General features: G+C 55.9%; 17 protein-coding genes. 14 read left to right on the plus strand and 3 right to left on the minus strand.

What is annotated here, in order from left to right; all coding sequences use genetic code 11:
• Positions 1-168: 168 nt before the first annotated feature.
• Positions 169-1,518, minus strand: coding sequence for an NADP-specific glutamate dehydrogenase (gene gdhA / locus ACE418_RS11805; protein ID WP_416450785.1), 1,350 nt, complete (start codon positions 1,516-1,518; stop codon positions 169-171).
• 251 nt (positions 1,519-1,769) lie between these two features.
• Between gdhA and ACE418_RS11810 the strand changes: the two genes are divergently transcribed.
• From ACE418_RS11810 to ACE418_RS11825, 4 genes are all read left to right on the plus strand, one after another.
• Complete coding sequence (locus ACE418_RS11810; RefSeq protein WP_416450786.1) at positions 1,770-2,681, plus strand: PHP domain-containing protein; 912 nt, start codon at positions 1,770-1,772, stop codon at positions 2,679-2,681.
• On the plus strand, positions 2,678-3,631 hold the full coding sequence (locus ACE418_RS11815) for a peptidoglycan recognition protein family protein (RefSeq protein ID WP_416450787.1): 954 nt from the start codon (positions 2,678-2,680) through the stop codon (positions 3,629-3,631). Before ACE418_RS11810 ends, ACE418_RS11815 begins: the two co-directional genes overlap by 4 nt.
• A 136-nt stretch (positions 3,632-3,767) precedes the next feature.
• Complete coding sequence (gene mfd, locus ACE418_RS11820) at positions 3,768-7,052, plus strand: transcription-repair coupling factor (RefSeq protein WP_416450788.1); 3,285 nt, start codon at positions 3,768-3,770, stop codon at positions 7,050-7,052.
• On the plus strand, positions 7,045-8,616 hold the full coding sequence (locus tag ACE418_RS11825; protein ID WP_416450789.1) for a putative polysaccharide biosynthesis protein: 1,572 nt from the start codon (positions 7,045-7,047) through the stop codon (positions 8,614-8,616). The genes mfd and ACE418_RS11825 overlap by 8 nt, the downstream gene beginning before the upstream one ends.
• Before the next feature lie 240 nt (positions 8,617-8,856).
• Here ACE418_RS11825 and ACE418_RS11830 read toward each other — a convergent pair whose 3' ends face one another.
• Positions 8,857-10,161, minus strand: coding sequence for an RNA-binding domain-containing protein (locus ACE418_RS11830; protein ID WP_416450790.1), 1,305 nt, complete (start codon positions 10,159-10,161; stop codon positions 8,857-8,859).
• Between the two features lie 218 nt (positions 10,162-10,379).
• On the opposite strand from ACE418_RS11830, the gene ACE418_RS11835 reads away from it, so the two are divergent.
• The 9 genes from ACE418_RS11835 to ACE418_RS11875 all read left to right on the plus strand — a co-directional run bounded on the left by ACE418_RS11835 (position 10,380) and on the right by ACE418_RS11875 (position 21,280).
• Entirely contained in the window at positions 10,380-10,841 is a 462-nt protein-coding gene (locus ACE418_RS11835) for a MarR family winged helix-turn-helix transcriptional regulator (protein WP_416450792.1), read from the plus strand.
• Positions 10,838-11,929 (plus strand): efflux RND transporter periplasmic adaptor subunit, encoded by a 1,092-nt coding sequence (locus tag ACE418_RS11840; RefSeq protein WP_416450793.1) that lies wholly within the window; start codon positions 10,838-10,840, stop codon positions 11,927-11,929. Before ACE418_RS11835 ends, ACE418_RS11840 begins: the two co-directional genes overlap by 4 nt.
• Positions 11,926-14,970 (plus strand): efflux RND transporter permease subunit, encoded by a 3,045-nt coding sequence (locus ACE418_RS11845; protein WP_416450794.1) that lies wholly within the window; start codon positions 11,926-11,928, stop codon positions 14,968-14,970. The genes ACE418_RS11840 and ACE418_RS11845 overlap by 4 nt, the downstream gene beginning before the upstream one ends.
• A gap of 535 nt (positions 14,971-15,505) precedes the next feature.
• On the plus strand, positions 15,506-16,246 hold the full coding sequence (locus ACE418_RS11850) for a flavodoxin (RefSeq protein ID WP_416450796.1): 741 nt from the start codon (positions 15,506-15,508) through the stop codon (positions 16,244-16,246).
• A gap of 17 nt (positions 16,247-16,263) precedes the next feature.
• Positions 16,264-16,776 (plus strand): flavodoxin, encoded by a 513-nt coding sequence (locus tag ACE418_RS11855; protein ID WP_416450797.1) that lies wholly within the window; start codon positions 16,264-16,266, stop codon positions 16,774-16,776.
• Between the two features lie 15 nt (positions 16,777-16,791).
• Positions 16,792-17,670 carry a LysR family transcriptional regulator gene (locus ACE418_RS11860; RefSeq protein ID WP_416450798.1) on the plus strand — a complete coding sequence of 293 codons (879 nt, stop codon included), beginning with the start codon at positions 16,792-16,794 and terminating at the stop codon, positions 17,668-17,670.
• A gap of 54 nt (positions 17,671-17,724) precedes the next feature.
• Complete coding sequence (locus ACE418_RS11865; RefSeq protein WP_416450800.1) at positions 17,725-18,432, plus strand: flavodoxin; 708 nt, start codon at positions 17,725-17,727, stop codon at positions 18,430-18,432.
• 16 nt (positions 18,433-18,448) lie between these two features.
• A complete protein-coding gene (locus tag ACE418_RS11870; RefSeq protein WP_416450801.1) occupies positions 18,449-19,834 on the plus strand; it encodes an aldo/keto reductase in 1,386 nt (461 codons plus the stop codon).
• A complete protein-coding gene (locus ACE418_RS11875) occupies positions 19,835-21,280 on the plus strand; it encodes a 4Fe-4S dicluster domain-containing protein (protein ID WP_416450802.1) in 1,446 nt (481 codons plus the stop codon).
• A 4-nt stretch (positions 21,281-21,284) separates the two neighbouring features.
• On the opposite strand, the gene ACE418_RS11880 is transcribed toward ACE418_RS11875, so the two are convergent.
• Positions 21,285-21,740: a DUF6173 family protein gene (locus ACE418_RS11880; RefSeq protein ID WP_416450803.1), complete on the minus strand. Its 456-nt coding sequence runs from the start codon at positions 21,738-21,740 to the stop codon at positions 21,285-21,287.
• A gap of 261 nt (positions 21,741-22,001) precedes the next feature.
• Here ACE418_RS11880 and ACE418_RS11885 point away from each other — a divergent pair, with 261 nt between their 5' ends.
• Positions 22,002-23,168: an aromatic amino acid transport family protein gene (locus tag ACE418_RS11885; RefSeq protein WP_416450804.1), complete on the plus strand. Its 1,167-nt coding sequence runs from the start codon at positions 22,002-22,004 to the stop codon at positions 23,166-23,168.
• The last annotated feature ends 14 nt before the right edge of the window (positions 23,169-23,182 follow it).

The raw sequence follows: 23,182 nt of genomic DNA on the forward strand, positions 1-23,182 counted from the left end.
TACATAGAAAAAGGTACACGTTTTTTTGCTGACCTGATGGCCGGTCTGTTTCGTGTACCTTTTTTTACGTTTAGCTAAAAAAAGAGAATAGAACGATGAAATAGAATACAAAAAGAGAGCTGTCGCACAAAGCCAAAATGGCTTAATGCGACAGCCCCTTTTTTTTTCTTATACCAAACCTTGTTCAATCATGACGTCAGCGACTTTCATGAAGGCCGTGATGTTGGCCCCGGCTACGTAGTTGTCGGGAACACCGTATTTAGCGGCATTGTCACGGGATTCTTCAAAGATGTTGCGCATGATGTCTTTGAGGGCAGCATCGACTTTTTCAAAAGGCCAGGACAGGCGTTCCGAGTTCTGGGCCATTTCCAGGGCCGATACGGCGACACCGCCGGCATTTGCGGCTTTAGCCGGTGCGAAGAGGACGCCGTGTTCCTGGAAGTATGCCATAGCGTCGAGGGTCGACGGCATGTTGGCGCCTTCGCCGATGGCTTTTACGCCGTTCTGGACGAGGATCTTAGCCGATTCTAGGTCGATTTCGCCCTGTGTAGCGCAGGGGAGGGCGATGAAGGCCGGGATTTTCCACATATCGCGGCTGTTTTCGTGGTATTCTGCATCCGGATGGGTTTCGATGTATTCTTTAATGCGGCCGCGGCGGACTTCCTTGATGTCCTTGACGGTTGCGACGTCGATGCCGTTTGCGTCATAGATATAGCCGTTGGAGTCGGAGCAGGTGACGACCTTGGCGCCCATAGCCTGGGCTTTTTCGATGGCGTAGATGGCGACGTTACCCGAACCGGAAACGATGACCGTCTTGCCTTTGATGTCGATGTTCTTGTTGTCCAGCATATCTTTGACGAAATAGAGGAGACCATAGCCGGTAGCTTCCGTACGGGCAAAGCTTCCGCCGTAATCAATGCCTTTGCCTGTCAGTACGCCGGCATCGAAGGCATCCTGGATGCGCTTGTACTGGCCATAGAGGAAGCCGATTTCACGGGCGCCGACGCCGATGTCTCCAGCCGGTACGTCGATGTTGGGGCCGATGTGGCGGCACAGTTCGGTCATGAAGCTCTGGCAGAAATGCATGACTTCCCGGTCCGATTTGCCTTTCGGGTCGAAGTCCGAGCCGCCTTTGCCGCCGCCGATGGGAAGGCCGGTCAGGGCGTTCTTGAAGATCTGTTCAAAAGCCAGGAATTTCAAGATGCTCAGGTTGACGCTCTTGTGGAAGCGCAGGCCGCCTTTGTACGGGCCGATGGCACTGCTGGCCTGGACGCGGTAGCCGCGGTTGACGTGGAAGACACCGTTGTCATCTTCCCAGGGGACGCGGAAAATGATGACGCGTTCCGGTTCGATGATGCGTTCCAAGATGTGGTGCTGTTTATATTTCGGTTCCTTTTCCAGCATGGGCACGAGGGACGTCAGTACTTCGCGGGCTGCGTTCTGGAATTCCGTTTGATCCGGGTCACGGTGCTGGATGATGGCCAGCACGTCTTCTACATACTGCTGCATTTCTGTCATAATGGATTCTCCTTTGAATGAATATTTTATTGTGTGAGGTAATCAATAGATGCGTCGTAATGATTTTTTTGCATCTGTTGGAGTTATTATAGAAAAGATTTTAGAAAATGTAAACAAAAACTTAAAAAATTAGTAATAGATATTTCAAAACGATAAAATTCAAAAATCGAATCATTGCCTCTGACATGACTGGCAGGGTCTGGAGAAGCGTAGTATAATAGGGGCGATGTTCAAAGAAAGGAAGTGCATGTATGGAAACATGGCTTGATCTGCATATGCATACCAAATACAGCATGGATGGCCAGTTTGAACCGTCTGATTTGATGCGCCAGTGCGCCGATGCCGGCGTGACGACTGTCGCCGTGACCGACCACGATTCGGCCCGGGCTATCCCGGAGGCGCGGCAGGAAGCGGCCCGGCTGGGCTTGAATTTGGTGCCGGGCATCGAAATCAGCTGCCAGTATGAAGGGAAGAATTTCCATCTCCTCGGCTACGGCATCCACGCGGAGGATCCCGTTTTTGCGGCCATTGAAAAGGACGTGTACGGTCAGCGGCGGGCGATTTCGGAAAAGGTCCTCGACGCCGTCGAAGCGCTGGGCATCGCCCTCGACAGGCCGGCTATCTGGAAGCTCTGCAGCGGCGATGCCATCGCGTCCGTCCATATTGCCCGCGTGGCCCTGGCAGACCCGCGCAATGCGGACTGCCCCATCCTGGCACCGTACCGGCCGGGCGGGGCGCGGAGCGATGCCCCGTATGTCAACTTTGGCTGGGATATCTGCGGTCAGGGAGGACCGGCGTTCGTGCCCATGACCTTTATGGACTTTGCCAAAGCCGTCGCCATCATCCACGACCATGGCGGCGTCGCCGTTTTGGCCCATCCCGGTGCCAATATGAAACAGAACCGGCCGCTGACGGAACAGCTCATCGCGACGGGCCTCGATGGCATCGAAGCCTATTGCAGCTATCACGATGAGGCGACGAGCGCCTTTTATCGCCGCATGGCCGATGAGTACGGCCTGATGGCGACCCTGGGCAGTGACTACCACGGCCGGGCCAAGCCGCATATCCGGCTCGGGACGTACGGCCATCCGGAACCGCAGGCGCTGTGGGACCGGCTCTGCCAGAAAATCAAACAACAACATGGGGAAGTGTATATACCTTGAAGACGAAAAAAATGATATCCGCCCTGGCTTTGACCGTTTGTCTAGCCTTGGGCATGACGACAGGTTCTTTGGCGAGTGCCCAAGATCAGGAAGGTGCGGCCTATACGACGGGCGTCGCCAGTGTCGACCAGCAGATGGATGCTGCCGCCAAGGCCCAGGCGAAAGCCGCCAAGGCCGCTAAGAAGGCAGGCAAGACGAAAAAAACACAGCCCGTCAAGACGGCGACTGCACCGGCTCAGCCGGCTGCATCAGATAGCACGGCCGCTAAGCCCGCAGCCATAGGCAGTGTCCCGCGGTCGGCGAAACCTGCCGGGGCCCGCGGCGTCATGCGCAACTATAATCCTGTAACCGATGCGGCACCGGCAGAACCGATGGCCATCAAGGAAACGCATTTCCAGTTCCGGGAAACGCTGCTCCTGCGTCCTAAGACGGATATGATCGTCATCCATCACGTCGGCATCCCCGATGGCGATACATCGGCAGCCGCCATTCATCGCGCCCATCTGGCCAACGGCTGGGCCGGTATCGGCTATCATTATGTCATCCGCAAAGACGGAACCATCGAACGGGGCCGTCCGCTGGCTACGGTCGGCGCGCATGCCGAAGGCCAGAACTACCATACCGTCGGCATCAACGTGACCGGCAATTTCGATAAAGAGATCCCGACGCCGGCCCAGATCCACTCGCTGGAAGGGCTGGTCGCCTGGATTTGCAAAATCTACAGCATCGTACCGGGACCGTCTACCATCGTAGGCCATCGCGATGTCAACAGCACGGACTGCCCGGGCCGCAATCTCTACAGCCTGCTGCCGCAGATCCGCAAGGATGTTGCCCAGCAGATGGCTGGTATGGATACCTCTTATGAAGATAAGCTGAAAAAGACGAATTTCCTGAAGATGAGCCGGAAAGAACGAGAAGCCATCATCATGCAGGGGGCCTCGGTCTTCTAATCGCCACTGGCAGGGGCTGGTGAACTATGATATAATTAAATAGTTGCAGTTGAATCACGATAAGGGCTGCGCATGAAATGCCTTGTTTCTAAGGACTTCATGCGACAGCCCCAATTTGTCATGAGGTAAAAATGATATGAAGCAATTCTTTCAATGGATGAATCAAGATGAAAATATCCGCTCCGCCGTGGCGGCTTTTTCTCAGCCCGGCTGTCATAGTATCTATGGCCTCAGCGGTTCGGTCAAGAGCGCCCTCGTCGCCAAAGCGCTGACGGAAAAGCCGAGACAGGCTGTCCTCATCGTCCCGTCGCGGGAACAAGTGGCAGCCTGGATGGCGGACCTGGCCTTTTTGGCGCCGGACCTGCCCATCCTCGACTTTCCCGTCGTCGACCAGGCCGTCTTTACGACGACGGCCAAGAGCCTGGACCGGACGGCCCGGCAGATGGAAGCCTTGGGCCGCCTGCGTCAGGGCGACCGGCTCCTGGTCCTGGCCGCTCCGGAAGAAGCAGCCCAGTATGTCATGGCGCCGCAGCGCATCGACGATGCGGCCATCGACCTCTGTCTCCATCAGGACTACGATCGCGATGAGCTCTTACAGCACCTCGTCGATGCCGGTTATGAACGGGTGGACATGGTCGAACGGCGCGGTCATTTTTCGGTCCGCGGCGACATCGTCGACATCTATGCCGTCAATGAACCGCAGCCGCTGCGCCTGGAATTCTTTGGCGATGAAGTCGACAGCCTGCGCACGTTCGATGTAGACAGCCAGAAATCGCAGGCAGAACGGGAAAAGGCCCGCATCCTGCCCATTTCCCTGACCGTCCAGGAAGAGGAGAAATATACCCTGCTGGATTATGCCGGACAGGGCGTCATCATCTGGGATGAGCCGAACCGCGTCCGCGAAGGCCTGAAGAAAGTCCTCAAAGAATCGGATGACTATAAAGGCCGCCTGGCGTCCTGGAAAAGCCTGGTCTCGACCCAGCGCCCGGGGCCGCAGCTCGTCCTGTCGCTCATGGCCCAGTCCGTGCCGGATATGATGATAGACACGTCGGCCAGCTTTGCCGCCAAGATGATGGCCAGTTTCCAGAAGCAGTTCAACCTCCTCGAAGAAGAAGTAGACCATTGGCGGGACCTGGATAATACGATCCTCTTCGTCATCAACAGCCGTGACCGGCGGGCTTCGCTCCAGGCCTGGATGAAGCAGCATGAACTGCCGTTCCGGGACTATGACGATGACCAGAGTACACCAGGCGGCGTCTACGTCGTCGAAGGGGAAATCCACGACGGTTTCGAGCTGCCTTATGCCAAGATCGTCGTCGTCGCCGAACGGGATGTCTTCGGGACCCAGAAGCGGCGCCTGCGCCATCATGCAGCCAAAGGCCAGGAAATCAACGTCTTTACCGACCTCAAGCCCGGCGATTACGTCGTCCACGAAGTCCACGGCATCGGCCGCTATATCGGCATCAAGACCATTGAAATGGATGGCGTCCACAAGGATTATCTGGAAATCCACTATGCCGGCAAGGATATCCTCTACGTGCCGACGGACCAGTTATCCCTCTTGCAGCGCTATATCGGCAACGAAGGGGATACGCCGAAATTACAGAAGATGGGCGGCTCGGACTGGCAGAAGACGCGGGCCAAGGCGCAGAAGTCCATTACCGACCTGGCCGAGAAACTCGTCGCCCTCTATGCCAAGCGGGAAGTCGTCCAAGGCTATGCCTTCCCGCCGGATACGCCATTCCAGAAAGAATTTGAAGAAGCTTTTCCCTATGAAGAAACGGAAGATCAGCTGAAAGCCGTCCGCGACATCAAGGCCAGTATGGAAAAGCCGACGCCTATGGACTGCCTGGTCTGCGGCGATGTCGGCTTTGGCAAGACGGAAGTCGCCATGCGGGCTATTTTCAAAGCGGTCACGGCAGGCAAACAGGTCGCCGTCCTGGTGCCGACGACAGTCTTGTCGCAGCAGCATTTCCAGACCTTCATGGAACGCTTCGGCCCCTTTGGCGTCCACGTCGACGTCCTCAACCGCTTCCGGTCATATAAGGAAAAGAAAGATATCCTGGCCCGGACCCTGACCGGCGATATCGACGTCCTCATCGGGACCCACAGCCTGCTCAACAAGAAGGTCAAATTCAAGGACCTGGGCCTCCTGGTCGTCGATGAAGAACAGCGCTTCGGCGTAGCCCAGAAGGAAAAATGGAAGGCCTGGGCGGCCAACATCGATGTCCTGTCCCTGAGCGCCACGCCGATTCCGCGGACGCTGCACATGTCGCTGGTCAATTTGCGGGAAATGTGCGTCATCGAAACGCCGCCGACCGACCGTTTCCCGGTCCAGACCTATGTCACCGAATACGACGCCCGCATCGTCAGCGATGCCATCATGCGTGAAAAACGGCGGGGCGGTCAGGTCTTCTTCGTCTATAACCGCGTCGCGACCATCGAAAAGATGAAAGACGAACTCCAGGCCCTCCTGCCGGATGTGACCATCGGCATCGCCCATGGCCAGATGGCCGGGAGCCTGCTGGAATCGGTCATGTTCGATTTCTATGAAGGCAAATACGACGTCCTCCTCTGTTCGAGCCTCGTCGAAAACGGCCTGGACGTCGCCAATGCCAATACGATCATCATTTACGACGCCGATCATTTCGGCCTGTCCCAGCTCTATCAGATGCGCGGCCGCGTCGGCCGGAGCCATCGCATGGCCTATGCCTATTTCCTCTATCGCCGCGACAAGGTATTGTCGGAAGTCGCTGAAAAGCGCTTGCAGGCTATCAAGGAATTCACCGAACTCGGTTCGGGCTTTAAAATCGCCATGCGCGACCTGGAAATCCGCGGCGCCGGCAACCTCCTGGGCCGGGAACAGCACGGCAATATTGCCAGTGTCGGTTTTGCCATGTACTGCCATATGCTGGAAGATGCTATCGCCAAGGCCCAGACAGGCAAGGAAGTGGCTCCGCCGCCACCGGAAACGGTCATGGAAATCCACGTCGACGCTTTCATCGACGACGATTATATCCAGAATGGCGGCCAGAAAATCGAAATGTACCAGCGCCTGGCTGTCTTGTCGTCGAAAGAGGAACTGGCCGAGTTGCGCCGGGAACTGGCCGACCGCTACGGGAAGCCGAGCCAGCCTGTGGAAAAACTCCTGCAGGTCACGGAAACGCGCCTCGATGCCAAGGCACTGGGACTGGTCCTCATCGCCCAAAAGAAAGAGGTCCTGGAATTGAAATGGCAGCGCGTCGCCGATATGCCCGACCTTCCCAAGCTGGAACCGGCTTTGCGCCGCCGCTTCCGTCTCGTACCGAACATGCCCGTCATGGTCCGCGTCTCCCTGGCGGGGATTTCCGACGTCCTGGCCTTCATCCAGACATTGCTGGCGGCCTTTTCATCATTGAGAAAGGGGAATTCCCTTGAGTAAGAACTCCTTTTTACGGGGTGCCATGGTCCTCACCGTAGCCGGCATCGTCGTCAAGATATTAGGCGGGCTGAACCGTATCTTGTTGTCGCGCCTCTTAGGGGGCGAAGGCATCGGATTGTATCAGATGGCCTATCCCGTCTACATCCTGCTTTTGAGCATCATCGGCGCCGGGATTCCCATTGCCGTGTCCATCATGATTGCCGAGGAATCGGCGAAGGGCCATCATAGCGGCGTCCGCCGTATCTTTCACGTCACCCTGGCCTTTATGACTGTCGTCGCCATTCTCTGCGGCCTGGCCCTGCCTTTTGGCGCCCATGGCCTGGTCGAAATGGGCATCGTCCGCGATGGCCGGGCTTTCCCGGCCTTGGCGGTCCTGGCACCGGCCCTGAGCCTGTCAGTCATCGCCTGCTGTTTCCGTGGCTATTTCCAGGGCCTGCAGCTCATGACGCCGACGGCGTTGTCCCAGATGGCAGACCAGTTTGTCCGGGTCTGCACCATGCTCATCCTGGCCTGGGTCCTGCTGCCGAAAGGACTGGAGTGGGCGGCGGCTGGGGCGGCTTTCGGTGCCGTTCCGGGGGCCGCTGCCGGACTGCTGCTCATCGCCTTCCTCTATTACCGGCACAGTCGGCAGCCCCTGCCCGATGACGACGGCGTCTTCGTCATCCAGTCGCCGCGGCGCATCATCCGCCGGCTCATCGTCCTGGCCGTGCCCGTGGCAGCGGCCAATATGCTCCTGCCGGCCGTGGCCAGCATCGACTTGTTCATCGTGCCTTTGCGGCTGGAAGCGGCTGGCTACAGCACGCATCAGGCGACAGCCCTTTACGGCTACCTGACGGGCATGGCCAATGGCCTGGTCCAGCTGCCGGCCATCTTGACCATTGCCCTGGCGACGAGCCTCGTCCCGGCCGTATCGGCAGCTTTTTCCCGTCATGACCGGGACGTCATCCTCGACCGGACTGACACGGCCATGCGCATTGCCAACATCATCACCGTGCCGGCCTGCCTGGGCCTGGCCGTCCTGGCTGTGCCCATTTCCCGGCTCCTCTATGCGACGCCGGCAGCCGGACCGGCTATCTGTGTCCTGTCCATTTCGGTCTTCCTCGTCGGTCTCCAGCAGATTACCAGCGGCCTCTTGCAGGGCATGGGCCACACGGCCGTCCCGCTGTACAACATGGCCGCCGCAGCCGTCGTCAAAATCGTCCTCAGCTGGCACTTGACGGCCATCCCCTGGCTGGGGGAAGTCGGTGCCGCCTGGGCGACCAATGCCGACTTGGCCGTCGCTACGGCGCTCAACCTTTACTTTGCCCATAAATACATCGCCTACCGCGTCCAGTGGGGCTACGTCGGCAAACTCTTCCTGGCCGGCGCCGCCATGGCCGGTACGGCCTGGCTTGTCCACCACGCTTTGTTCGTCCTCTTCGGCAACGCCGTGGCCACCATCGCCGCCATCCTGGCGGCGGCCCTGGTTTACCTCATCGGCCTCGTCGTCTTCCGGGCCCTCACGGCTGAAGACATCGAAAAAATCCCCGTCATCGGGGGAAAAATCAGCCGACGGATACATTAGTAAGCAAGACGCAGGCCGCAGGTGGCAGGCCGCCGTTCGCAGGTGGCAGGTGGCAGGTCGCAGGTCGCAGGTGGCAGGCCGTCGTTCGCAGGTCGCAAAAACACACGGCCTGTGGCCGTGCGTAGTGCGTAGGGGACGCCCATAGGGCGTCCCGCGGTGCGGACCTTTACAGGCCGCCCCTACGATGGCCCCCAATCGGGGCCTTTTTTTACGAGCCGAGGGTCACTCGAGGCGATGTCGTCAATTTGAATCTGTCGCCGCATAGCGCCGGCTGCGACCATTTCCTATGGCTTTCAAATGGCCTTGTTCCAGCAGGGTGTGTATCGTAGTTGTTGCTTTACTGCGGGAAATTTTAAATTTTGTTTCTATGTCACGACGGGATACCGATTCAGCGGTAGAAACATAAAGCAGTATCTTTTGTTCTAATGGCGGTAAATTGTCCATAGCCGGGGTGATGTGGTTACGGTTAGGCAAAATGATTTTAAAGGCATTATCTGTGGATATGATTTGTGGTTGCGGTGCAGATTTATCGGTATAACTTTCCATGATTTTAGGGATACCTGTTCCGTAGGCCTCAATCAAGTCCAAACGATAAAAAATGGCGGCTAATTTTTCATTTCGGCATTGAGAAATGCCTAACAAAATGTCATTTAAAGTAAGGCCTTGAACGAGTCCACCTAAAGAGACGAATTCGATGCGGTCTGTAAAAATGTTGATTAAAGTACTTCCGCTAAATGAATATTCACGGTGGACCAGGGAATTCATCAAGGCTTCCCGTAAGGCTTCTTCGGGATAATCGCGGCGGTCAATGCGTTGTAATCCTGAAAAAGAAGCTGTCGTTTTATTGTTCAGGCTAATAAATTCATAAGCTTCATTCATTTGTTTTAAGAGGGAGCCTGAGAATTCGCGACGATCTTGGAATTCCTCTTTTTTTGTGCCATTAAATACAGCTGCTTTAATAGTGTGCTGGCATTGATCGGAAAGCAAAAGTCCTAAATTGGTATATACGCCGTCTGGAGTTTGAATTCCTAAGGTGATTTGTTGTTGAGTACCGAACTTTATTTTTCGCTTTCGACATTCTTCTTCCATGGTATGGAACGTAAGCGACTGGTTTAATGAGCGCATGGATTCAAAATGGGTGCCATCACTTTCTTTTATCATGCGGCGAATGGCATCTTCCGATGCTGGGACAGCGGAAGTTCCTTGACGTACAAATACCCCTTCTGGACGAATCCCTTTATTGACTAAGTAATAGGGAGCATGAGTACCTTTTTGCACTTGTACTACAATGATAGTTTTTTTATCTTTTTCCTGAAGGGAGTATTTGACGAATAATGTAACATCGGGTTTGATTGCGTCACGAATCATATTTGAAACTTGTTGCATGGATTTATCTGCATTGTCGACACCTACAAAGGTTCCGTCATCGGCGATACCAATGTAGATAGTACCGCCATTACTGTTGGCAAAAGCAATTACCTCTTTTTTTATGACATCTGTTACGGATTCTTTGAATTCTATGGTGTCACTTTCTCTTAAGGTCATTATTTGCTGGCCACCTTTCCTGAGTTAATATATTTTATACCTTTTATTCTACCATATTCTGCTATAATCTGCTAATAAAAGGTAGAATATGCAGAAAGGTCTCCGCGCGTAGCAGGATGCCGCCCGGCGTCCCTTGCTTTTTCCCACTCTTTTTGCTATACTAAAAAATAAATAGTTGAGCAAATCAACTAACTATTCAAGGAAAGAGGGGTCTTGGCATGGATTATTTGAAGGCTGGCCATGATTTCAGTGTCATCAACCAGCGTTCCCAGGCCTATGTGGCGGAAGCGTGCCGTCCTTGGAATTTATCCTATTCGGAACATGTGACGCTCCTGAGTTTGTACAGTCACGACGGCTGCCGGCAGAATGAGCTCTGCCAGATCATGCAGGCCGATAAGGCCTTGGTAGCCCGGAACCTGAAGATGCTGGAAGCGAAGGGATTCGTCAGCCGCCGCCAGCAGGGGACGGACCGGCGCTACAAGTACCTTTATTTGACGCCCAAAGCCTGGGACTTGCAGGATACGATGGAAGGCATCCTCAAGCGATGGGTCGATGTCCTCGTTCAGGGCATCGATGAGGCGGCGCTGGAGCCGTCCCTGCAGATCATGCATCAAGTGGCAGACAATGCGGCTGAAGCGGATATCGCCGCACTGAGTCCCACAAAGGAGATGAAGCTATGAAATACGATTGGAAATACACGGCCCTCGTCATAGCCGTCCTGACGGCCTTCGGACTGACCGGTTGTGGCCAGCAGACGCAGACGGCCGAACAGCCGCAGCTGGTCAAGACCACGCAGGTCGGCAGCGAAACGGCGGGTACGACGGCCGGTACCTATTCGGGGACGGTCAAGGGCCGTTACCAGAGTAATTTATCCTTTCAGGCCGGCGGCCGGATTACGGCCCGCAATGTCCAGCTCGGCTCCCAGGTCCATGCCGGCGACGTCCTGATGACAGTCGATCCGAAAGACGTGGCCCAGGCCGTCAACCAGACCCAGGCTCAGGTCGACGCAGCGGCTGCCCAGCTCCAGCTGGCCCAGTCCAATTTGAACCGCTATCAGCAATTATACAATATGGATGCTATCAGTGCGTCGGTCCTGGACCAGTACCAGACGGCTTATGACCAGGCTTCGGCCCAGTACAACCAGGCCCTGGCTGCCCAGCAGGCCCAGGAAAACCAGTTGTCCTATACACAGCTTACGGCTGATGCCGATGGGGTCATCTCGGCCGTCTCGGCGGAAGTCGGCCAGGTCGTCGCCGCCGGCCAGACCGTGGTCACGCTCGTCCATTCCGGCGATTTGGAAGTCCAGGTCAACGTGCCGGAAAATAAATTGGCTGATTTCCCGGTCGGCCAGAATGTGACCGTCACCTTCTGGGCTCTCCAGAATCAGCAGGCTGCCGGCGTCGTACGCGAAGTGGCGCCCATGGCCGATGCTTCGTCGCGGACGTATCAGGTCAATATTTCCCTGCCCGATCCGCCGGACGGCATGCAGCTCGGCATGACCGCTACGGTGGCCAACGGCCGTGAACAGGCAGATGCCAACGATACCTTTGTCCTGCCGCTGGCCGCGATTTACCAGACAGGTGACACGCCCCAGGTCTGGGTCGTCGGCAAGGATAAGACCTTGTCCCTGAAAGATGTGACGGTCCAGGATTTTGGCGATAATACCGTCAAAGTCACAGGCCTCAGCCGCGGCGATGTCGTCGTCACGGCCGGCGTCCATATGCTCAGTGAAGGCCAGAAAGTCCGCGTAGAGGGGGAAGATGAATGAGAAATTTATCGGAAGTTTCGATACATAACCGCGTCCTCGTCTGGTACTTCATCATCCTCGTCGCCATTGCCGGCATCTTTTCCTACATGAAGCTCGGCCGCATGGAAGACCCGACCTATACGGTGCGGACCATGGTCGTTTCCGTGGCCTGGCCGGGGGCTACGGCGGAACAGATGCAGGAACAGGTCACGGATAAAATCGAAAAGAAACTGCAGGATACGCCGAACCTGGACTATATCAAGAGTTATTCCCGTCCCGGCCAGTCGGTCATCTACGTCTATCTCGACGATAAGGCGCCGCGCGACAGTATCCGCAGTACCTGGCATGAAGTCCGGAACCTGACGGAAGATATGAAAAAAGACCTGCCAGACGGCGTCTACGGCCCTTATTATAATGACCGCTTCGACGACGTCTATGGCTCTATCTATGCCATCACGGGCGATGGTTATTCGTATGAAGAACTGCGTCAGAAAGCGGAAAAAATCCGCCGCATGATGATGTCTGTCGACGACGTCAGCAAGGTCGAACTGGTCGGTGAACAGTCGGAAAAGGTCTATATCGAAGTGGCCAATTCCAAACTGGCCGAACTGGGCATTGCACCGACGACGATTGCCAATGCCGTCAAAGGGCAGAATCAGATGACCCCGGCCGGTATGGTCGATACGCAGTCGGACAACGTCTACCTGCGCCTGTCCGGCGTCTTTGAAGATGTCGAAGCCATCCGCAACCTGCCCATCAACGCCAACGGCCGCGTCTTCCGCCTGGGCGATATCGCTACGGTCGAACGGCGCTATACGGAACCGGCTGATCCGAAGATGTTCTATAACGGCAAACCGGCCATCGGCATTGCCTTGTCCATGAAGAGCGGCGGCAATAACCTCCAGCTCGGCGAAAACTTGAAGAAGCTGCAGGAAAGCGTCAAGTCCGATTTGCCGGCAGGCATGGAAATCCACCAGGTATCGGACCAGCCGCAGGTCGTCAAGGAATCGATCAGTGACTTTACCAATACCCTGCGCGAAGCCATCATCATCGTCCTCGTCGTCAGCTTCCTCAGCCTGGGGCTGCGGACCGGCCTGGTCGTCGCTTTCTGCATCCCCCTGGTCCTGACCGGGGTCTTCTGCGTCATGGAAGTGGCCGGCATTGATTTACACAAAGTATCCTTAGGGTCCCTCATCATCGCCCTGGGCCTCCTCGTCGACGACGCCATCATCGCCGTCGAAATGATGACGGTCCAGCTGGAGAAGGGGATGAACCGCGTCGATGCGGCCTGCTATGCCTTCAAGGCGACGGCAAAGCCGATGCTGACGGGGACGCTCATTACCTGCTCAGGGTTCATTCCCGTCGCCTTTGCCGATGGGGCTGCCTCGGAATTTTGTAAAGATTTGTTCCCGGTCATTACGGCGGCCCTGGTCCTGTCGTGGATTGTATCGGTCATGGTTGCGCCGCTCTTCGGCTATTACCTGATTAAACCGAAAGTGGCCAAAGGAGAAGAACCGGAGCCCTTATATCAAAGCCGGTTCTACGTCTTCTTCCGCAAAGTCCTGACGTGGTGCCTGACTCACCGGGTCCTGGTCATCGGCGGGACAGCGGCCATGTTCATCTTGTCTGTCGGCATGATGAAGCTCATTCCTCAGGAATTTTTCCCGCCATCCCTGCGGCCGGAGCTCATCGTGGAAATGACACTGCCTGAAGGTTCGTCCATGCAGGCTACCCAGCAGGAAGCGTCCCGCTTTGCCCAGTACCTCGACAGCCAGCAGTCGAAACTTAAAGATTATTCGTATTATGTCGGCGAAGGGGCTCCGCGTTTCGTCCTGACCATCGAACCGGTCCTGCCAGCCAATAACTACGCCCAGTTCGTCGTCGTCGCCAAGGATACGCAGACGAGGGAAGAACTGACCCAGGCTATCAAACAGGAAATGGCCGATAAGTTCCCCAATGTCCGCTGCAACGTCAAGAACGTACCTTTAGGGCCGCCGTCGGATTATCCCATCATGCTGCGCGTCTCAGGCTATGATACGGATAAGGTCAAGGACTATGCCCAGCAGATTGCAGCCCGCATCGCCAAAGACCCGAATACGGAAAATGTCTTCCTCAACTGGGACCAGAAGAATAAAATCATGCACGTCGAACTGGACCAGAATAAACTGCGGGCCATGGGGATTTCCGGGGAAGATATTGCCCAGACCTTGTATACGGAATTATCCGGGGCGACTGTGGCTCAGTATTATGCGGCGGATAAGACAATCGGCATCCAGCTGCGCCTCCAGGACAGCGACCGCAATGACCTGGCGAAGATCAAGAGCCTGCCCGTCTATGTGGGCCAGGCCGGCTATGTGCCGCTGGAACAGATTGCCACCATTTCCTATAAAGGGGAAGATGGCCTCATCTGGCGCCGCGATTTGAAGCCGACCATTACCATCAACGGCGGCATCAAGTCCGGGACAGCGAATGACGCCACGCAGAAAGCCTATGATTCGATTGCCGATATCCGGGAAAGTATGCCCTTTGGCTATACCGTTGAAGTCGACGGGGCTTTGGAAAACAGCCAGAAATCCTTGAAGTACCTCATGGTTCCGGTACCGATCATGGTCATCATCATCATGACGCTGCTCATGTTCCAGCTGCGCAGCCCGTCTTTGATGGTCCTGGCCCTGATTACGGCGCCGATGGGACTCATCGGTGTATCCTGGGGGATGCTCCTCTTCGGGAAGTCCCTGGGCTTCGTCGCTTATTTGGGCATCCTGGCCCTGGGCGGCATGATCATCCGCAATTCCATTATCCTCCTGGACCAGATCCAGAAGCATATGGCCGCCGGCGAAGACCCATGGCATGCCGTCATCGACTCGGCGGTCATGCGTTTCCGGCCCATCATGCTCACGGCAGCTGCCGCTATCCTGGGGATGATCCCCCTCATGCGCAGCGTCTTCTGGGGCCCCCTGGCCGTCGCCATTGCCAGCGGCCTCTTCGTCGCCACCGTCCTGACCCTTCTGGTCCTGCCGACCATGTATGCGGCCTGGTTCAAAGTGAAGAGAACGAGTTAGTTTAGTGGCTCGTGGTTCGTGGTTCGTGGTTCGTAAGGGCCGTCCTGAAAGGCGGCCCGCCTGACCTGTAGGGGCGCCTACGTGGGGCGGTTGTTTTCCGGCTCCCCTGATAGGGGAGCTGTCAGCGAAGCTGACTGAGAGGTTGCTATTAAAAGTTTGTAGTACGGAGTTTTTAGTTTGTAGAAGATAGTTTTTACTAACCACTCAAAAAAAGGGGCTGTCGCACGAAGGTTTTTGCCATCATGCGAGGCCCCTTCAACTTAAAAGTTTTTCGTTCGTAGTTCATCGTTCATCGCGATGGATTGATATTTTTAATCCCATACGACAAACGATGAACGACCTACGATCAACGTAAAAAGAGGCTGTCTTAATGCGACAGCCTCTTTTTTTGTCATGCTCTCGAGGCATTCCTAGCCGGCGAAAGATAAGCATTTTACATAACACATAGCAGAAGGTATACTACAAGTAGTTACCGGGATGATATCATTTTAGGAATTAATTGGCTTATATGAAATAAAAAAAGGAGCTGTTTGAGATGAAGAAAAAAGTATTAGCTTTTGCTTGTGCTATGATGGTGACGGCATCGCTGACGGCCTGTGGTGTCAATGAGGTAGTAAATGGGACAGCCCCGTCCAGCAGCCAGAGCCAGGGGGACCTTGCCAATTCGCCGGTATCGACGTCCGTGGTCCATAATCCGCAGGGCAATCCCCATAAGATCCTCGTCGCCTACTTTACGTATCCTGAAAATACGGATGCCAAGGCCATCCATTCGGATAAGTACGATGTCATGAGTTCGGCCAGCCTGAAGACCAAAGACGGCGTTGCCGTTGGCAATAATACGATTATCGCCGATGAAATCGCCAATCGGACTGGCGGCGATTTGTTCTCTATCTTGACGGAAAAACCCTATCCGACGAGTTATGAAGATACGGTCGAACAGGGTAAAGAAGAAATTCAGAATCAGGAACTGCCGGCGTTGAAAAGCCATGTCGGCGACCTCAGCGGATACGATACGATCATCTTAGTGTATCCGAACTGGTGGAGTACCTTGCCGGCACCGGTCCAGTCTTTCCTGAAGGAAACGGATATGTCCGGTAAGCAGGTCTACGCCATCGTCACCTCTGGCGGCAGCGGTTTCTCCGATACGATCCAGACCATCCAGCAGGCTGAACCGGGCGCTTCGGTCCATGAAGGTTTCGCCCTGCATCACAAGGACATGGATAAGGCCGAAGAAACGACACAGAAGTGGCTGAACCAGATGGGCTTCACTCAGTAAGCGAGAGGATGACTTTTATGAAAAAAGTATTGATTGTATATTATTCGTTAGCCAACGGCAATACCTATCAGATTGCCCGGCAGCTGCAACAGGCCGTAGGCGGCGATTTGGTCCGTCTGGAAACGGTGCAGCCTTATGCGGGGAGTTATGACGATATCGTCGCCCAGGGGCAGCGGGAAGTCGATGAAGGGTATTGCCCGGAAATCACCCTGTCGTCCCTGTCTTTGACCGATTACGATGTCATCGCCTTAGGGACGCCCACCTGGTGGTACACGATGGCACCGGCGATGCGCAGCTTCCTGGTCCAGTATGATTTTCAGGGAAAGACGGTCATTCCCTTTTCGACCAATGGCGGCTGGCCGGGACATGTCAATCAGGATGTCGCCAGGCTCGCCCAAGGCGCGGCCAGCCGTTGTCCCTTGGCTGTTACCTTTGACGTCGCCGGCACGGGGACAATCGAACAGAGTACACCAGCCTTGACAGAATGGCTTCGCCAGGTCAGGAATCTCGTTACAGACTCTGCTTTATAATGAAAGGAAAGGTCTATGGAACTGCGAGTATTACAGTATTTTCTGGCTGTGGCCAGAGAAGAAAATATTACCCGGGCGGCATCACGGTTGCATATTACCCAGCCGACGCTGTCCCGGCAGCTGGCCCAGTTGGAAGAGGAATTAGGCGTGGCACTCTTTGTGCGCGGCCGGCATAATATCAGTCTGACCCATGAAGGCCGGCTGCTCCGGCGGCGGGCTGAAGAGATTACCGACCTTGTCGCTCATACCGAACAGGAAATCACCCATGCCGATGAATACGTCGATGGATGTATCACCCTGGGGTGTGGCATCTTCTCAGCGGGCCATTTGCTGGCAGAGTTAATTAAACAGTATCATCAGCAGTATCCGATGGTCACCTTCGATTTATATACAGGAACCGCCGACGAAGTGACGGCAAAGATGCAGGATGGCCTCATTGATATCGGCCTTATATTAGAACCGGCTGATTTGGAAGCTTTTGATTACGTGCGCATGCCCATTGCCGAAACATGGCAGGCTTTCATGCGCAGTGATGACCCATTAGCGGCCAAAGAGGCCATTGCCCCGCAGGATTTTCTGTCGGCCCCGATTATCCTGCCACGGCGGCTGAAAGTCAAAAGCGAACTGGCCAACTGGTTCGGGCCGGTGTATGACCAGCTGGATATTTTATTCACATCTAATTTTTCAGCCAATGCCATCATCATGGTTTCCCATGGATTAGGCCGGCATCTGGGTATCAGCGGGACGATGCCATATCTCGATAAATCCCAGTTCGCCGTGCGTCCGTTGTCGCCGTTCCTGCAGCAGTCTTCGGTCCTGGCCTGGAAACGGGGCGCGCCTTGCAGTATGGCCGTTCGTAAATTCCTCGACGTCGTTCAGGCCCGGCATCAGTGATTCAGTATGAGACGTGAAGAGAAAGAAGGAATCAATATGAAAAGCTCACGATGGATGAAAATGATATTATTAGGGGCCGCTATGTTCCTGCTGACGGCCTGTGGGGAAGCGGGAAATGCAGATCAGAACGCTTCTGGAAACGCCGCACCGGCGCAGACGGCCGGGGTCTACGTGCCGAACCAGACAGGTAAGCCCATGTCGGAAGACATCAAAGATGAACTGGAAAGTAAACATAAACAGGAAGCGGCTTCCATCAAGACCATTCAGGAAGAACCTAAGGGAAGCCATAAAGGCCAGCGCATCCTCATCGCGTATTTCACCTGGGGCGGCCGGTCTGGCGAAGTGGCTCATATGATACAGGATAAAATCGGCGGCGACCTCTACGAAATCAAACGCGACCCCGATTATTCCCGTGATTATTCGACAGTCCTCAAAGAATCGGCTCAGGAAGTCGATGAAAACGTCCACCCGAAATTAGCCGGTACACAGCCTGACCTGTCGCAGTACGACGTCATCGTCCTCGGCTATCCGTGTTGGTGGTTCACGGCGCCCATGACCATTCCGTCGTTCCTGGAAGGGAAAGATTTGCGGGGGAAACTCATCGTGCCCTATATGTGCTCTTACAGCAGCCCCTTTGAAGTCACACTGCCGGCCTTGGCTGCGGCAGCACCGGGAGCACGTATCTTCAAAGGACTGACACTGGATAAGGATACGGATTACAGCGTCATCGATCCCTGGCTGGATAAAGCCGGATTGTTATAGGACGGGAGTGGATAGGATGCATCATGATATGAGCCGGCGGACTTTTTTGAAACTCCTCGGTGGCGGACTGGCTGGGGTCGCTGCCGGCGGGGCTTTTCTGAAACGCAAAGATATCCTGGCCTTTCTCGACGCCGATAAGGCGGCCGGGGAAGCCGGGCAAGACTTGGGGAAGGTGGCGACACGCTATTATAAGCCCCTGGGAAAAGACTTGTCCCTGTTAGGCTTCGGCTGTATGCGCCTGCCAACGACGTTTACGGCGTCGGGCCGGGAAATCGATCAGGAATTAGGGGAAAAGATGGTCGATTTTGCCTATCGCCATGGCATCAACTATTTCGATACGGCCTGGTTCTACCACGACGGTAAATCAGAAGCCTTCATCGGCCAGGCTTTGCAGAAATATCCCCGCGATACGGTCTATCTGGCCGATAAGATGCCGACGCCGATATTGACGGGGCTCGATCAGGCGAAAGATATCTTCCAGACCCAGCTCGACCGCTGTCAGGTATCGTATTTCGACAACTACATGCTCCATTCCCTGACCAGCCGGGACCAGTTCGATGAGTTGTACATCCAGGATGGCATCCTGGACTATCTCCGCCAGGAAAAAGCCCGGGGCCGCATCCGCTGCCTGGGCTTTTCCTTCCACGGCGACGTGCCGTTTTTCCAATATCTCATGGACCAGTATACCTGGGATTTCTGCATGATCCAGCTCAACTATGCCGACTGGAACGAACCGGGCGAAGCGCCGTCAGGCAGCCGGCAGGCTGGAGACCTGTACCGCAAGTGCCGGGAAAAGGATGTCCCCATTTTCGTCATGGAACCGGTTAAGGGCGGCAACCTGGCCAATCTGTCGCCGTCAGCCGAAGCCATCCTGAAGCAGCAGCTGCCAGAGGCCAGCATGGCTTCATGGGCCCTGCGCTGGGTCGGTTCCAAAGAAGGAGTCATCACCATGAATTCAGGCATGAGCAATTTGGAACAGGTCTTGGACAATATCCGGACCCTGAGCGATTTCCAGCCTTTATCGGCTGCCGAAGAACGGGCCATCCAGCGCTCCCTGGGGAAGGAAGCCGGCAGTGGGGCCATTCCCTGCACGTATTGCCGGTACTGTGAACCCTGCCCTTACGGCGTCGACATCGCCGAAGTCTTCCATATCTATAACCGTTATGGTGAACCGGCCGGAATCGACGTGGACCATCCCCAGGGAGTGTCGACAGCGCAGGAGAAAGCCTTCCTGGCCCATTATCAGAATCATTTGGAACGGCCTCAGCGTGCTTCCCGCTGTACGGCCTGCGGCCGCTGTCTGCCCAAATGTCCGCAGCATATCGACATCCCTAAATACGTGCGGGCCATAGACGACGTCGTCCAATATTTCGGGCGGGATACGGGAAAGGGGGTAATATAGATGCGGAACATGCTGCAACGGGGCCGTATCGTCTTAGCCTGGCTCCTGATGGGGGTCATGGTCCTGACCTTTGGCGGCATCGTGGCGCCTGTGCTGCCGCAATGGCAGTTCCTGCCGGCTCTCCTGGCCGGGAATCTTCGGGTCATTGCCGTCCTCGTCATCTTGACCCTGCTCTTGGGACGGATCTATTGCAGTGTCCTCTGTCCCTTGGGCATCAGCCAGGACTTCGTCTTCTGGCTGGCCAAAAGGCGCAAAAAAAATCGCCGGAAATTTGCTTTCCGGCGGGAATGGCGCATCATGCGCTATGGTATATTGATGTGGACCGGCCTGGCCTTCCTGGCCGGCTTGTCTGGCTTTCTGGGATTCGTCGACCCGTACAGTATCTTTGGCCGCATCGTCCACGATGGACTGGGTCTGCCAGCCGCTTATGGCTGGAACGCTTTGGCCGGGTTCAACGAAAGCCACGGCTGGATCCCGGCACTCAGCAAGACGGATATCCTCTGGCCGCCGCTGGCTGCCATGGCCCTGGCCGGGGCTTATTTCCTCGTCCTGTCCGTCCTGGCCTGGCGCTATGGCCGGGCATATTGCCAGACTTTCTGTCCCGTCGGTACGCTGCTGGGAACTATCAGCCGTTACAGCCTCTTCCGGCCGGTCATCGACAGCAGCCGCTGCATCCAGTGCGGAGCCTGTGAAAAGACGTGCCGTTCGGCCTGTATCGACGTCGCTCATGGCTTCATCGATACCAGCCGCTGTGTCGACTGCTTCGACTGCCTGGCGGTCTGTCCCAAAGGAGCCCTGACCTTTTCCCGGCCCCTTCCTGTGAAGCAGCCTTCGACAGAAGAGGGCATCAGCCGGCGGGATATGCTGATTACGACAGCCGTCGCCGTCGGTACCGTCGCCGCGGGCCTGGCCCGCAGCCAGACCGTTGTGCCGGCCCTGATAGGGACGGGGAAGGGGAAAAAGGGTATCTTGCCGCCAGGGGCCGTCGCGGCCGATGCCTTTGCCCAGCGCTGTACGGCCTGCCACTTGTGCGTCAGCCGCTGTCCAAGCGGCGTCCTGGTCCCTTCGGTGTTAGAGAACGGCGTGATGCGGATAGGCCAGCCTTATATGGATTTTTCCAGGGGATACTGTGTCTATAACTGCAATTTCTGTTCCCAGGCCTGTCCGGCCGGGGCTATCCGCCCGCTGGACCTGGCTGTAAAGGAACGGACGAAAATCGGCATCGCCCGCTATGCCCAGTTCCATTGCCTCATCGCCCGCGACGGTATCGTCTGCGGCAACTGCGCCCGCCATTGTCCGGTCCAGGCCATTACCATGGTCGAAAACAACGACGGCCGCAGCTATCCCCATGTCGATGCGTCGCACTGCATCGGCTGCGGTTCCTGCGAATATCACTGTCCGGCCAAACCGGCGGCCATTTCCGTCAGTACCCTGCCGAAAGCCTGAGACGTCAGTCTTCCGGGTCGGTGGCGATGTCCGGTTCGTTCTTGCGGTTGAAGCCGATGATGCGGCGCGGCTTTTCGATGTCGTCGTGGCGGGGGACGGCGACGAGGAGCAGGTTGAGCTGGGAAATGTGCTGCACCAGTTCGACCGCCGACCCGTCAGAGAGTTCCCCGTAGAATACGATCATGTTCGGGTCCCAGTAGCCGATGTCCTGGATGCTGAAGGTGATATCGCCAGCTGATACCAGGCGCCCGCCGGCCTGCATGTCGTCGGGCAGGCCCGATTCAAAATTGTTGATCAAGGCGACGATGCGCTGATACATATCGGAAGCCAGATAGGGCGCTTCCGGGTCGTCCTCTTCTTCCGGGACGGCGCCGGGCTGGAGGATCGTCAATTCCTTTTCCGCAGCGATGTCTTTTTCGGGAGCAGCTTGTTTGTTTTTCTTATCTTTTAATTCAGCCATATGAATCCCTCCTTATCATCTTTATTATATCATTTCGACATATGCCATGGCGATTCCTGCTGTCTGTATCCAAAGATGGCAGGATTTTTCTTGGAATCCCTATGCAGGTATGGTATAATGGTCAAGACATGCTGACATCAGGTAACATATTTTCACACGAAAAGAGGTTTTTTCTTCATGGAATATGTGAACGAGTTGGACACTATATCGGCGGGAGCTGCGAAAAAAGAGGCGGCTCTCAAGGTACATCGTCTTACGTTTATGGAGGCTACGATGATGGTCGTCGGGTCTACCATAGGTTCCGGTGTTTTAGGTTTAGCTTTTGCCAGTCGCAATGCCGGCTGGCCCGTCCTGCTTACGTGGCTTGTCGTAGCAGGCTTTTTTTCTATCATCTCCATGCTCTATGTCGCTGAAGCGACGCTGCGCACCACCAGGCCCTTACAGCTGTCGGGCCTGGCTGAAAAGTACGTCGGCAAGGTCGGTTCCTGGCTGATTTTCTTTTCCGTCGGGGCCACGTCCTTTTGCAGCCTCATCGCCTATACCAGCGGCTGCGGCAAGATATTGAGCGAATTCTTCGGCATCTCCCTGGAAATGGCCAGCTGCCTCTTCGCCCTCGGGGCGACGAGCGTCGTCTGGCTGGGCCTCAAGGCTACCGGGGTAGCAGAGAAATATTTGAGTTCAGGTATGACGGCCATGCTTATTCTCCTCGTCGGCGCGTCACTTTTTTCGGCCCGCGTACCTGTCGCAGATATCCTCTATACCCACTGGATGTATGCCGTGCCGGTCTTTAACATCGCCGTCTTCTGTTATGCCGTCCAGTACATCGTACCGGAAATTTCCCGGGGCTTTACACATGAACCGGGGAAACTCGTCCCGTCCATCCTGGCCGGCGCCGGTATTTCCTTCGTCATCCTGGCCCTGGTCCCGCTGGCGGTCTTCCTCATGCTGCCCGTCGATGAAATCTCGGAAGTCGCGTCCTTGTCCTGGGGCCGCGCCCTGGGGTCGCCGGTCTTCTTCGTCATCGTCAATGCCTTTGCCTTCTGCGCCATGCTGACGTCGTTCTGGGCCATTGCCGAAAGCTTTTTGACTAACATGATCGACCGCCTGGGCTTCAAGTCGGAAACGGACATCCGCACGCGGGCGGCCTGCCTGGCCTTCATCGTCATCCCGCCGGTCTTTCTGGCCTACAGCGGTCTCGTCGGCTTCGTCAACGCCATCTTCAGCGCCGGCACCTTCGGCGGCATCATCATGTCCATCCTGCCGGTCTTCATGCTGCGCAGTGCCCGTAAACACGGCGATAAGGCACCGTGCTGGCAATGCGGCTGGATCGCCCATCCCATCATGCAGGGACTGGTCGTCCTGCTCTTTGCCAGCGCCGGCATCTACGCCATCCTCAGCCTTTGTGGCTGGCTGCCTGCGGCGTGGTAGGAGGATATAGTTTG

The sequence above is a fragment of the Megasphaera jansseni genome (assembly GCF_047974155.1).
In the GTDB taxonomy this organism is placed as follows: domain Bacteria; phylum Bacillota; class Negativicutes; order Veillonellales; family Megasphaeraceae; genus Megasphaera.